This window comes from Microcystis aeruginosa NIES-4325 (assembly GCF_008974145.1).
Taxonomy (GTDB): Bacteria; Cyanobacteriota; Cyanobacteriia; order Cyanobacteriales; family Microcystaceae; genus Microcystis; species Microcystis aeruginosa_G.
Window position 1 is genome coordinate 26044 of record NZ_BJKP01000033.1, and the last position, 13714, is coordinate 39757.

The 13714-nt window shown below is 44.5% G+C and carries 12 protein-coding genes and 2 pseudogenes; 7 read left to right on the forward strand and 7 right to left on the reverse strand.

What is annotated here, in order from left to right; all coding sequences use genetic code 11:
- Positions 1 to 12 precede the first annotated feature (12 nt).
- The 5 genes from MiAbW_RS15670 (at position 13) to MiAbW_RS15690 (ending at position 5962) form a co-directional block, all read left to right on the forward strand.
- Complete coding sequence (locus MiAbW_RS15670; protein WP_151696854.1) at positions 13 to 939, forward strand: UDP-glucuronic acid decarboxylase family protein; 927 nt, start codon at positions 13 to 15, stop codon at positions 937 to 939.
- Between the two features lie 45 nt (positions 940 to 984).
- Positions 985 to 2370, forward strand: a complete 1386-nt coding sequence (locus MiAbW_RS15675) for a UDP-glucose dehydrogenase family protein (protein WP_151696855.1) — start codon at positions 985 to 987, stop codon at positions 2368 to 2370.
- Between the two features lie 245 nt (positions 2371 to 2615).
- A complete protein-coding gene (locus tag MiAbW_RS15680; RefSeq protein WP_151696856.1) occupies positions 2616 to 3299 on the forward strand; it encodes a Mo-dependent nitrogenase C-terminal domain-containing protein in 684 nt (227 codons plus the stop codon).
- A gap of 125 nt (positions 3300 to 3424) precedes the next feature.
- A complete protein-coding gene (locus MiAbW_RS15685; RefSeq protein ID WP_151696857.1) occupies positions 3425 to 5113 on the forward strand; it encodes a SulP family inorganic anion transporter in 1689 nt (562 codons plus the stop codon).
- Between the two features lie 156 nt (positions 5114 to 5269).
- Positions 5270 to 5962 carry a M15 family metallopeptidase gene (locus MiAbW_RS15690; RefSeq protein ID WP_151696866.1) on the forward strand — a complete coding sequence of 231 codons (693 nt, stop codon included), beginning with the start codon at positions 5270 to 5272 and terminating at the stop codon, positions 5960 to 5962.
- A 242-nt stretch (positions 5963 to 6204) separates the two neighbouring features.
- On the opposite strand, the gene MiAbW_RS15695 is transcribed toward MiAbW_RS15690, so the two are convergent.
- Positions 6205 to 6609 carry a response regulator gene (locus MiAbW_RS15695; RefSeq protein ID WP_151696858.1) on the reverse strand — a complete coding sequence of 135 codons (405 nt, stop codon included), beginning with the start codon at positions 6607 to 6609 and terminating at the stop codon, positions 6205 to 6207.
- 82 nt (positions 6610 to 6691) lie between these two features.
- Here MiAbW_RS15695 and MiAbW_RS15700 point away from each other — a divergent pair, with 82 nt between their 5' ends.
- On the forward strand, positions 6692 to 9304 hold the full coding sequence (locus tag MiAbW_RS15700) for a DNA gyrase/topoisomerase IV subunit A (RefSeq protein ID WP_151696859.1): 2613 nt from the start codon (positions 6692 to 6694) through the stop codon (positions 9302 to 9304).
- 2 nt (positions 9305 to 9306) lie between these two features.
- Positions 9307 to 9487: pseudogene (locus MiAbW_RS20595) on the forward strand (hypothetical protein); the annotation flags it as partial.
- A 61-nt stretch (positions 9488 to 9548) separates the two neighbouring features.
- Here the strand turns inward: MiAbW_RS20595 and dndC are convergent.
- The 6 genes and pseudogenes from dndC to MiAbW_RS15735 all read right to left on the reverse strand — a co-directional run.
- Positions 9549 to 11150: a DNA phosphorothioation system sulfurtransferase DndC gene (gene dndC / locus MiAbW_RS15710; RefSeq protein WP_151696860.1), complete on the reverse strand. Its 1602-nt coding sequence runs from the start codon at positions 11148 to 11150 to the stop codon at positions 9549 to 9551.
- 158 nt (positions 11151 to 11308) lie between these two features.
- Positions 11309 to 12544 (reverse strand): DNA sulfur modification protein DndB, encoded by a 1236-nt coding sequence (locus MiAbW_RS15715; RefSeq protein WP_151696861.1) that lies wholly within the window; start codon positions 12542 to 12544, stop codon positions 11309 to 11311.
- Positions 12545 to 12859: 315 nt separating this feature from the next.
- A complete protein-coding gene (locus tag MiAbW_RS15720; RefSeq protein WP_151696862.1) occupies positions 12860 to 13036 on the reverse strand; it encodes an element excision factor XisI family protein in 177 nt (58 codons plus the stop codon).
- Positions 13033 to 13317 carry a type II toxin-antitoxin system RelE/ParE family toxin gene (locus MiAbW_RS15725; RefSeq protein ID WP_151696863.1) on the reverse strand — a complete coding sequence of 95 codons (285 nt, stop codon included), beginning with the start codon at positions 13315 to 13317 and terminating at the stop codon, positions 13033 to 13035. Before MiAbW_RS15725 ends, MiAbW_RS15720 begins: the two co-directional genes overlap by 4 nt.
- 5 nt (positions 13318 to 13322) lie before the next feature.
- Positions 13323 to 13538 carry a hypothetical protein gene (locus MiAbW_RS15730; RefSeq protein ID WP_151696864.1) on the reverse strand — a complete coding sequence of 72 codons (216 nt, stop codon included), beginning with the start codon at positions 13536 to 13538 and terminating at the stop codon, positions 13323 to 13325.
- 89 nt (positions 13539 to 13627) lie between these two features.
- Positions 13628 to 13714 (reverse strand): annotated as a pseudogene (locus MiAbW_RS15735) (photosystem Q(B) 2 domain protein); the annotation flags it as partial.

The following is a 13714-nucleotide window of genomic DNA, read 5'->3' on the forward strand; positions in this document are numbered from 1 at the left end:
CTGTGCGATTACATGAGAATCCTAGTTACAGGCGGTGCTGGTTTTATCGGTTCCCATCTAATCGATCGCTTGATGGAACAGGGTCATGAAGTGATCTGTCTGGATAACTTCTACACGGGGGTGCGCCGAAACATCGTTAAATGGCTAGGAAATCCTTATTTTGAGCTAATTCGTCACGATATCACCGAGCCGATCCGTTTAGAGGTGGATCAGATCTATCACCTGGCCTGTCCTGCTTCCCCAATCCACTATCAATATAACCCCGTCAAAACAATTAAAACCAATGTTTTAGGGACTATGTATATGCTGGGCTTGGCTAAACGGGTAAAAGCGCGATTTTTGCTCGCTTCTACCTCAGAAGTCTATGGCGATCCCGATGTGCATCCGCAAACGGAAGAATATCGAGGCAATGTCAACTGCATCGGACCGCGTTCCTGTTATGACGAAGGTAAACGGGTGGCGGAAACCCTAGCTTTTGAGTATTATCGGGAGCATAAAGTCGATATCCGGGTGGCCCGGATTTTCAACACCTACGGCCCGCGAATGTTGGAAAACGATGGTCGAGTGGTGAGTAATTTCGTGGTGCAAGCTTTGCGCGGTCAACCCCTGACGGTTTATGGTGAAGGTTCCCAAACCCGCAGTTTTTGCTATGTTTCTGACCTGGTGGAAGGGTTAATGCGTTTGATGAATGGGGATTTTATCGGGCCAGTTAATCTCGGCAATCCCGACGAATACACAATTCTGGAATTAGCGCAGGTGATCCAAGGCATGATTAATCCCGAGGCCGAATTGGTCTATCAATCACTGCCGGAAGATGATCCCAAGCAACGACAACCGGATATCACTCGTGCTAAAACCTATCTAGATTGGAGTCCAACTATTCCTCTGCGCCAGGGTTTAAAAATGACGATCGAGGATTTCCGTTCTCGTCTAAGCTAATCCCTAATCAATAAATTGAACTTAATTGTCACTGGAGTGATTATCATGCGTGTTTGTGTTATCGGAACGGGTTATGTGGGTTTAGTCACTGGGGTTTGTCTAGCACATATTGGCCATCATGTTATCTGTATTGACAACAATGAAGAAAAAGTCAAATTGATGAAATCGGGACAATCTCCCATCTATGAACCGGGGTTATCGGAATTAATGCAGTCTTCGGCAGCCTCCGGCAATCTGGAATTTTCCACGGACCTAGAAGCGGGAGTTAAACACGGCGAAATTCTCTTTATCGCTGTTGGTACGCCCGCACTACCCACAGGAGAAAGTGACACCCGTTATGTGGAAGCGGTGGCCCGGGGTATTGGGGCCCATCTCAACGGTGGTTATAAAGTAATCGTCAATAAATCTACTGTTCCCATCGGTTCTGGGGATTGGGTACGGATGATCGTCCTCGATGGTGTGGCCGAGAGACAAAAAAATCTCGTGGCTGCGGTTGGCGGCATTAGTACAATAGAACGCATCGAAGCGGCATTCGATGTGGTCAGCAATCCCGAATTTTTACGGGAAGGTTCGGCGGTTTATGATACTTTTAACCCCGATCGCATTGTTTTAGGCAGTAATAACCCGAAAGCCATCGAAATGATGAAGGAATTGTACGCGCCTTTGGTGGAACGCCAATTCGCTGACGATACCTCCTTGCCTCCCGTTCCCGTGGTGGTTACGGATCTCAGTTCGGCGGAAATGATTAAATACGCAGCTAACGCCTTCCTAGCCACCAAAATCAGCTTTATTAACGAAGTAGCTAACATCTGTGATCGCGTGGGGGCCGATGTCACCCAAGTGGCTAAAGGTATCGGTTTAGATTCCCGTATCGGTAGCAAATTCCTCTCGGCCGGGATCGGTTGGGGGGGTTCCTGTTTCCCTAAAGATGTGTCGGCTTTGGTACATACCGCAGAAGACTACGGTTACGAAACGGAATTACTTAACGCCGCTATCAATGTTAACAAACGTCAACGGACAATTGCGATCGAAAAACTGCAACAGGAATTAAAAATCCTCAAGGGGAAAACCGTCGGTTTGTTGGGATTAACTTTTAAACCTGATACCGATGATATGCGCGATGCTCCGGCTTTAACCATGATCGAACAGTTAAATCGTTTGGGTGCTAAGGTAAAGGCCTATGATCCGATCGTTTCCCAAAGTGGTTTAAGTCACGGTCTCAGTGGTGTGATTATCGAATCGGATCCAGAAAGATTAGCCGATGGTTGCGACGCTTTGGTGGTGGTGACGGAATGGCAAGAATTTCTCCGTCTCGACTACGGCAAAATGGTTAAAACCATGCGCGAACCGGTGTTGATTGATGGTCGCAATTTTCTCGATCCTGCGGTGGTGACAGCAGCTGGTTTCCGTTACCTCGGGATCGGACGTTAATCCCAGTAATCCGCCTTTTCAGCAGGACTGACGCGGTTGGGGAAGGGACAAGAAGCACCAAACCCCTACCCCCTCTCCTGGGGGCGAAAACTGCGAAATTATGCCGGCTGAAAAACGAAAACTTCCTAGCTGACCATAAGGATATTTGCTATAGTTACATGATATGAACAGGAGCCACTAGAATACGGGGGCAATGGGTAGAATTAAATTGAGAAACTAGAAATCAGTTTTAGCAATACATACCTATGGTTAGCTCTGTTCAATACCGCTACACTAACGAACAAGTTAGGGACTGGTTACGGGGATTACTGACAATTGCTTGGTCTGACGGGGACTATAGCACCAGCGAACAGGAATCGATCGCCCGTTTCGCTCATGAATTAGAATTAGATGACGACCACGTTCTCTATCAATCGATTAGTCCCGAAGAATTGGCCGCAAGTTTCGGTCATGACCCCAAAATATCAGAAAACTTCCTCCGCACGGCGGTCATGGTAGCGATCGCCGATGGTATTTATTCCCCCGCAGAAGCGCAATTACTGCGTAGTTATCGGGATGCTTTCGGGTTAGAAATCGAGGCCTTGTCAGCTTTAGAACATACTGTCTGTGAAATTCCCGAAATTACCACGGAAGCGAATAAATCCGAGTTTATCAGTGCCGAACATCCCCACCCAGATCTGCTGCATCCCCTCAAAGATTGGTTAGATGGGGTAGAAATGCACGATCCGCGCTTGGCCCGGTTTATCTGCAAAATGGTGCCGCCTCAATGTCCTTTTGAACGCGATATCGTGCTTTTTGGCCATAAATTAGTCCATATTCCGCCCCTGTGCAAGTTAAATCCTCTCTACGAACAATTAGTCGGGTTACGCTTCCGCGCCCTATCATACTTGGCCGATGATTGTCAAGAAGATATTTCCGAGTATATTTAGCCAATTTAACTAAAATTGCGACTAACATGGCATAAATATCCTGCTGACAGAAAATATCTCAGCCTAAAGGCTTTTCCTAGCTAACTCTTTCGTTAAAAGGTTAAGTCGCCGTTGACAGAGAAAATATGAGTAAAAACTCCCGACGAGTCGATTTTCCTGATTTACCCGGGCTAAGAAACCTGCGCTCCTATGGATGGCAGTGGTTGGGCCGAGATATCCTCGCTGGTGTCACCGTGGCAGCCTACGCTATTCCCCAGTGTATGGCCTACGGCGACCTGGCTGGGGTCGATCCGGTGGTGGGATTGTGGACTCTCGTGCCGGCGGCTCTAGTTTACGCCCTTTTCGGCTCCTCACCGCAACTATCCCTCGGACCGGAATCGACCACAGCAGTGATGACAGCAGCAGCGATAGCACCGATGGTGAGCCTTCAAGGAGAAAATTACGGCAGTTTAGCGGCTTTTTTGGCTCTAATGGTCGGTTTAATCTGTTTGGTCGCTTATATCGCCCGTTTGGGATTTCTAGCTAATTTACTCTCCAAACCGATCCTGATCGGTTATATGGCGGGAGTGGCGGTAATCATGATTGCGGGACAACTGGGTAAAATTAGTGGTTTGTCAATCCATGAAAATACGGTTTTTAAAGAAATTTTAGCTTTTTTTCGGGGAATAAACCAATGGCACTGGCCAACCCTTAGCCTAGCTCTACTGCTGCTACTATTTCTATTTATCATCCAAAAATATTTTCCCAAAGCCCCCGGTCCCTTGCTGGCGGTTTTACTGGGAACCCTCGCCGTCGCCACCCTCCATCTTGATCGAGAAGGGGTGGCAGTAGTGGGCCAAATTAACAAGACTTTGCCCAATTTTGGCTTACCACCCCTAGATTTTTCCCAATTACTACCCCTAGTGACCGCAGCCGTCGGCATTGCCCTGGTGGGCTATTCCGATAACGTCTTGACCGCCAGAGCCTTCGCCGCACGCCATAACCAAGAAATCGATGCCAATCAAGAATTTTTAGCCCTGGGACTGGGGAATCTGGCGGCGGGTTTTTGTCAGGGATTTCCCATCAGCAGCAGCGCCAGTCGCACTGCAGTGGGCGATTCGGTGGGCAGTAAAAGTCAGCTTTACTCCCTGGTGGTGGCAGTGGTGGTGGTGGCGGTCATTTTCTCCCTCGGTCCACTACTGGCACTCTTTCCCAAGGCCGCTCTGGGTGCGCTGGTGATTTATGCGGCCTGTAAACTGGTGGATATTGCCGGCGCTAAACGACTAAAACGCTTTCGCAATAGTGAGTTTAATCTCGCTGTCCTGACCATGGTGGGGGTGCTAACCACGGGGATTTTAAGCGGGGTTGCTATCGCTATCGGTCTCTCGGTTATCGATTTATTGGCCCGCATTACTCGACCCGATGATGCCGTTTTGGGTAGAGTACCGGGCGTGATGGGTTTACACGCGCTTCAGGATTGGCCAGAAGCGCAAACAATACCGGGGTTAGTTATCTATCGTTACGATGCCCCCTTATTTTTTGCTAATGCGGCCGACTTCAAACGCCGCGCCCTCAGTGCCATTGCCCGGGAGACAAAACCGGTAGAATGGTTTGTCTTGAATACGGAGGCACTTGGGGAATTGGATAGTACAGCCGTGGAGATTCTCGATGAATTAGCAAGGGAATTATCAAGACAGGGTATAATTTTCGCTCTCGCTAGGGTTAAACATGATCTGTACTTACAATTGCAACGTTCTCGCTTGTTAGATAAAATTGGCGAGGAGAGAATTTACTATACTTTGCCGGCAGCGATCGAAGCTTTTAAAAATCGTTAACTGACAGCCAAGCTGAACAACCCCCATTTCTCACCAGTTGAATTGAGAACCTCATAGCAATTCTCGCCCATAAAAACTAGCTCTCTTGCATCAATCAAAAAATTTTCGGCCAATGTGGGGAAAAGAGTGCCACAATCACCGTTTTCTGACGACGAGATGAAACCCTATCAAAAAATTCCTATTCGTGAATGTGGGCAACCCCTAGTACCTATACCCGCAGATAGGTTTGTTATACCTTATCCCCATGCTTACGAGAAATTAGGGGCTAATTATCGGGGTAAATCTCCCTATTTTTTGCGACAAGGGGTGTTAAATGCCCTGATTGAGGCTCAAAACCTTCTGCAAGTCTATCAACCCGGTTGGCAAATTCTGATTTTTGATGCCTATCGACCAGTCGAAGTGCAACAATTTATGGTTGATTATACTTTTCAGACTCTCCTAGACACAAGAGGATTAGCTAAAGAGAAACTATCGGAGGCAGAAAGTCAAGCGATTTTAACAGAAGTTTACACTATTTGGGCAGTTCCCAGCGATAATGCCGCCACTCCGCCCCCTCATAGTACCGGAGCGGCGATCGATATTACCCTGGTGGATGAGAAGGGACAAACGATCGACATGGGGGGAGAAATCGATGAGATCGGAGAGCGATCGCATCCCGATTATTATATCGCCGCAAAAAGCCCGCAAGAACAGAGTTATCATCAAAAACGAGTTTTATTAGCTGAAGTGATGGAGGAGGCGGGATTTAGCCGACATAAGGGGGAATGGTGGCATTTTTCCCTAGGGGATCAGATGTGGGCCTGGTCGCTCGATCGAGCCTACGCCATCTATGGCAGAGTGGAGGATTAAGTAGGGTTTGCTGACAAAGTTTCTTGTGGGGACAGAGTGTGGGGTGTAGGGTTTTACCGATTTTGAGGGGGTCAATTACCTAATTTTCAGGGGAAAAGTCCTGGAATTTTCCCCCCAATCACTCCCGTCGCCGGTACTTTTTGATTGACAAAAGGTCTAAAAGTCTTACCCAACAAGGTTTTTAGATTTATTCAGCCAACCCTAGATCAATACTGATATACTAACAAAAGAAGACTCAAAGCTTAGACCGGCTTCTGATCGATAATCGCTAAAATTTGGTCAACAAAAGCTTGATGATCAACCACAGGTTTAGAAATATAACCATCGGCCCGACTCTGGTTGAGAAAATTCTCTCGATCGCCCTCCATAGCGTGAGCAGTGACGAGAATAACGGGTAAATCGGCGGTTTCGGGGTTAGCTTTGAGAATTTGGCTGATTCTAATGCCATCTACCGATTTCCCTTCATAGACACTATGGGAGAGGGAGACATCCATTAAGATCACGTCCGCTTCCTTGTCCCGAGCAATACGAAGCACTTCTTCCACGTCTTCAGTCCCTTTGACCTCTAGACCACCTCGTTTGGTCAAAATTTTGGCGAAAATGCGAAAATTTATCGGGTCGTCTTCTACAATCAAAACAGTTGTCATAGGGATGCTTAGGGATAAACAAGGTTAAAACGGGCAAAATGCCTTATGATTCACAGCTAGACAGATTGAAAACGAGAGACTCATGGCCAAACAACTGGATTTCTTAGCTAGTGGTCAAATTATACCCACGGCCTTACACCAAGAGATGGAACGCTCCTATCTAGAATATGCCATGAGTGTGATCGTGGGGCGAGCCTTGCCGGATGTACGGGATGGACTAAAACCAGTGCATCGTCGCATATTATACGCTATGCACGAACTGGGTTTAACTCCCGATCGCCCTTTTCGCAAATGTGCGCGGGTGGTGGGGGATGTGTTGGGTAAATATCATCCCCACGGCGATCAGTCAGTGTATGAGGCACTGGTTCGTATGGTACAGGATTTTTCCAGTCGTTACCCACTTTTATCGGGCCATGGTAACTTTGGTTCGATCGATAACGACCCCCCAGCGGCCATGCGTTACACAGAAACCCGTTTGGCTGGCATCGGTGATCAGGCGGTTTTAGGAGGAATTAGCGAGGCTATAGTTAATTTTAGCAGTAATTTTGATAATTCTCAACAGGAACCGGTTGTTTTACCCGCTCAGTTACCGATACTGATTCTTAATGGTTGTTCAGGTATTGCGGTAGGGATGGCGACTAATATCCCTCCCCATAATTTAGGGGAAGTGGTGGAAGGTTTAATCGCTTTGATTGATAATCCCGATTTAAGCGAGGAAAAGTTAGTAGAAATTATCCCCGGTCCCGATTTTCCCACGGGAGGCGAGATTTTAGATGATACCGGCATTCGCGAGGCCTATCGCACTGGTAGGGGAATTATTCCCGTGCGCGGAGTGGCAAAAACTGAAACCATTATCATTGAGGGCAAGCGCCGAAGGGAAAGAACGGCAATTGTGGTTACTGAGTTGCCTTTTCAGGTGAATAAGGCGGCATGGATTGAAAAAATCGCTGAATTAGTCAATTTAGGGAAATTGGAGGGAATTGCCGATATCCGCGATGAAAGCAATCGCGAAGGCATTCGGGTGGTGATTGAATTAAAGCGGGAAAGTCAACCGCAGCAGGTTTTGGCTGCTTTATATCAACAAACGGCGCTGCAGACTAATTTCGGGGCGATTATCCTCGCTTTGGTCGATAATCAACCCCGGCAGTTATCGTTAAAACAAGTTTTACAGGAGTTCTTGCGCTTTCGAGAAACGACTCTCACCCGTCAGTATGGTGACGAGTTGCAACAGGCCAGCGATCGCTTACACTTAGTCGAGGGTTTATTATTAGCTTTGCAGAATATCGATCGAGTGGTGGATATTCTCAAAAATGCCCCCGATGGGACGACGGCTAAGTATCGTTTTCAGGCAGAATTGGGCATTAGTGACCCTCAAGCTGATTCTATCTTGGCTATGCCTCTGCGTCGTTTAACTGGTTTGGAAAGACAAAAGTTAGAGACGGAAGCGACGGAATTACAAACAAAAATTCAACAGTTAGAAACTCTCCTCCATAACCGTCAGGAGTTTCTCAAGTCTCTGAAAAAAGAATTGCGCTCTTTAAAGAAAAAATTCGCCGATAGCAGACGGACAAAAATTCGCACCGGGAAGTCGGGAAATAGGAGACAGGAGACAGCAGGGAAGAAACTGGATTCTGCTGTGAAAAAACAGGAGGCAGCAGAGAAGAAACTGGATTCTGTGGTGAAAAAACAGGAGACAGCAGAAGGGAAACAGGAGACAGAAGTTAAAAAACAGGAGAATAAAGTTAAGAAAAAGTCTGAGAGTGAGAATGCACCGAGTTTAAGTCTATTTACGCCCCAAGAACCCCCAGAAAATGCGATTTTATTGCTTGATGTCGAAGATAAAATTAGTTGGACGACACCAGAAGAGCGATCGCCGGAGCGGGGTTTAATTATCTATCAACAGGCGATCGAAAAACGGGAAAATTTCCTAGTTATCCTCGATAATGCCAAAGCTTACCCGATTGCTATCCGGGAAGTCCCCCCGCAGGCGAATCAACCAGTGTTAATCTCCAGTCTGCTGACCAAAACTGCCCAAAAAGAGTCAGAAGAGGTGTTAAATCAATTTTTCTTGACAGAACCTCAAAAAAGTCAAGAATTGCTTTTACTGAGTCAACAGGGGCGAATAAAGCGACTTCCCATCAATGAATTAGAGGGGGTTGGGAGTCGTGGTTTGTCCCTGATGAAATTGAAAGAAGACGATCGCCTATATGCTGCTATTTTTACTCACGAGGGCCTAGACTTAGCGATCGCCACCAGTAGCGGTCGGGTGTTGCGTTATCCCGTGCGCGAGGAATTATTGCCAATTATGGGTAAATCTGCCCAGGGTTTAGCAATTTTGCGATTGCGCTACGGGGAACATCTAGCTGGCTGTGTTTCTCTCCCTCATCGGGAAAATCTACTTCTGATTTCGGGATTAGGTTACGGAAAAAGACTGGCGATCGAGAATTTACGTTTATCACAATTAGGCGATCTTGGTTCACCCGCTTTACAATTCGTCAACAAACAGGATAGTTTAGCGGCCATGGTAGCAGCCAGGGCCGGCAGTATAGTGTTATTAAGTACCAATCAGAATCGAAAACTGCCCTTAGAGGTAGAAACTGTCACAGTCACGGGGAAAGACGGCACAGGTTCACAATTAGTCAAACTCAACCCCACAGAAAAAGTTATCAAAGCACAATTGTTACACCGTCTCTAACAATGGCGAAAAAACCGAAAAATGTTGCCCGTAAACACTGGCAGGGGCAAAGATGGTTAAAACTAACTCTGGTCGCAGTTTTTGGGTTTATTACTATTTGAACAAGCAAAAGTGCCAAAAACTAATGTCTGGTTAGAAAAATGTGCCGATTCTACCTTCGACTTTTTTCACAGACCAGTGCTGGGATTTTATTGATTGTTGCCAGAGGGAAAATCCAGGGACGTTTACGGGTAAAATAAACCCGTTATTCCTCCTCCTCATCGGTTGTAGGGAATTTCATACTAGCCCAAGTTAACTGTTTTTGCGGGTCTTTTTCCGGTTCACTAAAACTCTCTTTGAGTTGTTCTTTTACCTGAGCAATATTGCCACTTTGAGCGGCATTCTTTAGATCATAGACATAACGGGCATTTTCGATCGCTTCCTCTTTACTACGAGAACTAGATTCAAAGCATTTTTCTAGGTCTTTGTAAATACCCTTGCGAGAGATTTTGAGAAAATATTGACGTTCTGTGTCGATTAGTTTAGCCAATAATTCTAGGTGCATGGAATCCTCGGCACAGATATCCGCGAGGATATCCCATTCTTCACTCCCCAAAAGATTATTATCCGCCCCCGGTCGCGGGTCTTGAAAAGTTTCTCCAGTCACTTGTTTATAAATCTTCGGTAATTGGTCATCAAATTCGTGCTTTTCTTCCCTCCAAATCCGGCGAATTTCGCTGAGTTCCTCCGTGGTAATTAGGGTAATATCTTTCATATCCTCTGGGGCATTAGTACGCACGCTCTCCTGTGCCTCTAATCCCCTTCTCAGCCAATATTCCCGCCATTTTTTAGTATAAGGGCCCGGTATGGGTTCGATCGATATTTCTCCATTTAGGTTTCTTTCAAATAATTGTACTTTCCCAACAAGACGACGGAAATCACGTCTCTCTCTATCATCCAAAAGGTCTAATTCATTTCTGAGTTCTACGAGTGGTTGTAACCATTCCTTTTCTTGGTCATTCTGAACCATCATACTCAGAGATGTATCTTTATCTACCAAAGTACAAACCCAACAACCAAAACGGGAACTTCCACAGCTAGGACTGGAGGTATCTACCACTAGGGGACATTCATTATCCGCAGTCGCTCCTCGATACATTGCTAATAATTCTTTGTTGTCTCCTCCCCAGGGATTTTCCCACTGCATTAAGTACATCCATACTTCATCAGTACGCCAATCTTCGATCGGACTATAAACGAGAGAATTGGGCATATTTGCATTAGGACTCAAACGATCACGAAGTCTTTTAGCTTCTAATTTTTCCATCACCTTAGCACGACGAGAGCTTTCTGTTTTGCGGATTCCCAAAACTAATATTGTTTCCCCACAATTTCTGATGACTTCACGAATAAAGTTATTAGAAGCGTTAATTTTCAGTCTTCCAGTACACCAACGAAATTTCAAACGGGGAGCAGGATAACCCTTACCTATTAATCCACTCCAAAAGCGATCTTCTACAGCAGGATAGAGTAAATGTGATTTAAATGGCATTCTATGAGCTTCTGAAGCTTTTTCCAGCTTTTCCATCGACTTTCTAACCCATGCGGAGACAATGGGATTTTCAACCATTGTGTCGGTGGTGATCACATGAATAGTTTTTTGTCGCTTCTCTAATGGTAAAGCAGCGATCGCATTCCAGATTAACTGTAAAACTGCTGAACTATCTTTTCCCCAAGAAACACCAATAATCCAAGGAATCTCATCTAAACAGTAGAGCTTTTGTACTTCTTGAGTCAGTAGTTTAATATCTTCTACGAACTCATCAATAGTACGATTCGGTAGTAGAGAGGTTTGGATTGCGGTCATTACATATATGCTTTTAAAGTTCTCCTCTCTATACTGTATGTCTAATTAGTAAAACCTATCAATAGTCACAGGAAAAGAGAGATAAAGCAAAACTGCTCAATCTCTGCTTGTGATTTCAGAAGGTATATAAGACTAAATTGCTCTAAATCTACTCGAAACTAGATTAAAACTATCCCAGTTTTCTCTTGTACAGCATCTCTGGCGATTTTAAACGCTTTATCGACTGCTGTTGTCTGTGTAACTATCTTTTTAGCACCAGCATCATCAATCACGATACTATTTAGCCATAAAGCTGAGTCACGGGTATAATCCAAACCTGCAAGTGCTTTAATTAGAGCTTCTCGCTGTAAATCAGTGAATTCTTGGCTAAAAAAGATGAAATGTCCAATGCGACTGAGTACCTGAAACCCAACCGTATTAAAATCTACGCGCTGTTGTCTGAGATCGTATAAGTTGAGATTGACCGTTTGAGATGCGGGTTGTAGCAAAAGTCGCCAAGTACCGTTATTTTTGGCGAATTCTGTGTAAAAAATCTTCAGTCTCTCTAACATTAGCAAAAATTCACTCTTACTTTGACGAGAATGAGATTCTATAACTGGTTTTCGAGATGAACCAAAAAGAAATTCAGCGACACCGATTCTTAACTGACTCATAGTAAACATATATTTGGTGTCTTTTCCGATAGTACGAGAGATTTTATCAATCCGTCCATTGAAAATGACTAAATCTTTAGTAATTGTCCGAGTTAACTTAGCAAGAGGATCGGTAACGTCGAAAGCAGCCAATAAAGCAGGAGGGATGGGTTTATTTTTGGCACAATCGGCAAAATCTTGATGAATTTGATCCATATCTGCTTCTTGAACCACCAGCACAGTTACGCTGTCGTTACGCAAGTCAGGTTTTTCAGGTAAAACTTTTTCGATCGCTTTTAACCGATGTTGACCATCAGTAACATAAAGTTCTACATCTATTGGCATAACAGCATAACCGAATTTGACTGGACCTGCACCATAGGTAAAAACTTTGATCGGTGTATTCGAGTTAAAGATGAATGGGGGCAAAATATACTGATCTGTCTCTAGCAAATACTTTGCAATCTCGTTAACGTGCTGGGGAATAAGTGGTCTGTTCATGACCTCATCCGCATTAGACTTATTCTTTTTAGCTTCAGCACTCTGTAATTTTGCCAATTCAATAAGCAGACTACAAGGTAGAGAAAAAACTAGATGAGTTCTTCCTCCCTGTTCGTAAACATGACAAATAAAAACTCTCGCACCTGATGTGGCCGAATCAGCGAAAGCTAAAGTCTGCGCTTCATCTTGTCTTTGACAGTGTACGAGGTCAGCACTGGAACGGTAGCCGTCGTCATTGACAGCCGATGTGATCTGAGTCATAATTAACCTTGAAAAAATGTCCAAAAACAATTAAGTACATACAAACGTCCGAGAAGTCCTACTGCAATAGGTACTTATCGGAATTTTTGTTTATGCACTGAATCTAGTTTAAAGAAAGCTTTTGGGCTTGTCAATATCCCATATAAAGTTAACATACCGTTTTTGCAGTCAAGATATAGACTGATTTTTGTTTTTGCAGTCGAAAAGTAGATTGATGGGTAGAATTCAGTAGGGTATAGGTATGATACCCAAAACAGCGATCGCACACTACGGAACTTATGTACTAAGCAAAATAGGAGAGTAGTTAAGCTAACGTCAACTAATAGCAAATTGGGAATCTTGCCTTAATTCTTGGCTAAGAAACCCTAAAACAATGGGTTCTGGAGGGATACCAGCTTTGAGAAGGTCTGAAGCGCCTCCTTCCTCAGTACCATCTCGTCGAATCCAAAATTTCCCATCAATGATGATTGTTTGAGAACAACATATTATCAATAAACTTCATCATGAGTACCAATGTCAAGTAAAACAATAACTTCCTTCTGGGTGTCTGGTTCAATTTCTATAGAAAAAATAATCCGACAATCATAACCACAAGAACAAGCTTTAAGTCCCGATAATTCTCCTTTTAATGAATGAGTTCCCAAGCTCAAAAAATAAATATCTTCCCTCATTTGTGCCAATGTCTTCTCAATGGCTTTCTGTCGTTGGGGATTTCTGAGAACAAACTTACGGAAAGTCCGCTTAAATTTAGGCGTTAAGACCAGTTCTCTCATGTTATCTATTCTAAAGTTTCTCTCAATTCTCTCAGAATAATTTCCAGGGGTTGAGGTTTAAATTCTCCTTGATGAAAAGCATTAATTGACTCCTTAGCATCCCTAGCAATTTCTTGACGACGAATATCAAGTAAACGATTTTGTAAAATTTCTAATAACATTTCCTGTTGTTCTAAAGATAGTTGCTCAACAGTATTTAAAGCTTGTTCTAAACTAATCATAATTTAACCTCAAACAAACTACCCTATTTTTTATTCTAACAACAAAAAAGCACCCCCTTGCGGGAGTGCCTTTTCGTTCAGACTAGGAATTAACCATTGATAGCAGGAGCGGTCAGAGCTACAGGAGCCTGTTCACCACTAGCTAAGTCTAAGGGGAAGTTGTGAGCATTACGCTC

Bases quoted from the DNA above. Each gene is read 5' to 3' on its own strand.
- MiAbW_RS15670 (WP_151696854.1), top strand. From the start codon at position 13: ATGAGAATCCTAGTTACAGGCGGTGCTGGTTTTATCGGTTCCCATCTA.
- MiAbW_RS15675 (WP_151696855.1), top strand. From the start codon at position 985: ATGCGTGTTTGTGTTATCGGAACGGGTTATGTGGGTTTAGTCACTGGG.
- MiAbW_RS15680 (WP_151696856.1), top strand. From the start codon at position 2,616: ATGGTTAGCTCTGTTCAATACCGCTACACTAACGAACAAGTTAGGGAC.
- MiAbW_RS15685 (WP_151696857.1), top strand. From the start codon at position 3,425: ATGAGTAAAAACTCCCGACGAGTCGATTTTCCTGATTTACCCGGGCTA.
- MiAbW_RS15690 (WP_151696866.1), top strand. From the start codon at position 5,270: ATGAAACCCTATCAAAAAATTCCTATTCGTGAATGTGGGCAACCCCTA.
- MiAbW_RS15695 (WP_151696858.1), bottom strand. From the start codon at position 6,609: ATGACAACTGTTTTGATTGTAGAAGACGACCCGATAAATTTTCGCATT.
- MiAbW_RS15700 (WP_151696859.1), top strand. From the start codon at position 6,692: ATGGCCAAACAACTGGATTTCTTAGCTAGTGGTCAAATTATACCCACG.
- dndC (WP_151696860.1), bottom strand. From the start codon at position 11,150: ATGACCGCAATCCAAACCTCTCTACTACCGAATCGTACTATTGATGAG.
- MiAbW_RS15715 (WP_151696861.1), bottom strand. From the start codon at position 12,544: ATGACTCAGATCACATCGGCTGTCAATGACGACGGCTACCGTTCCAGT.
- MiAbW_RS15725 (WP_151696863.1), bottom strand. From the start codon at position 13,317: ATGAGAGAACTGGTCTTAACGCCTAAATTTAAGCGGACTTTCCGTAAG.
- MiAbW_RS15730 (WP_151696864.1), bottom strand. From the start codon at position 13,538: ATGATTAGTTTAGAACAAGCTTTAAATACTGTTGAGCAACTATCTTTA.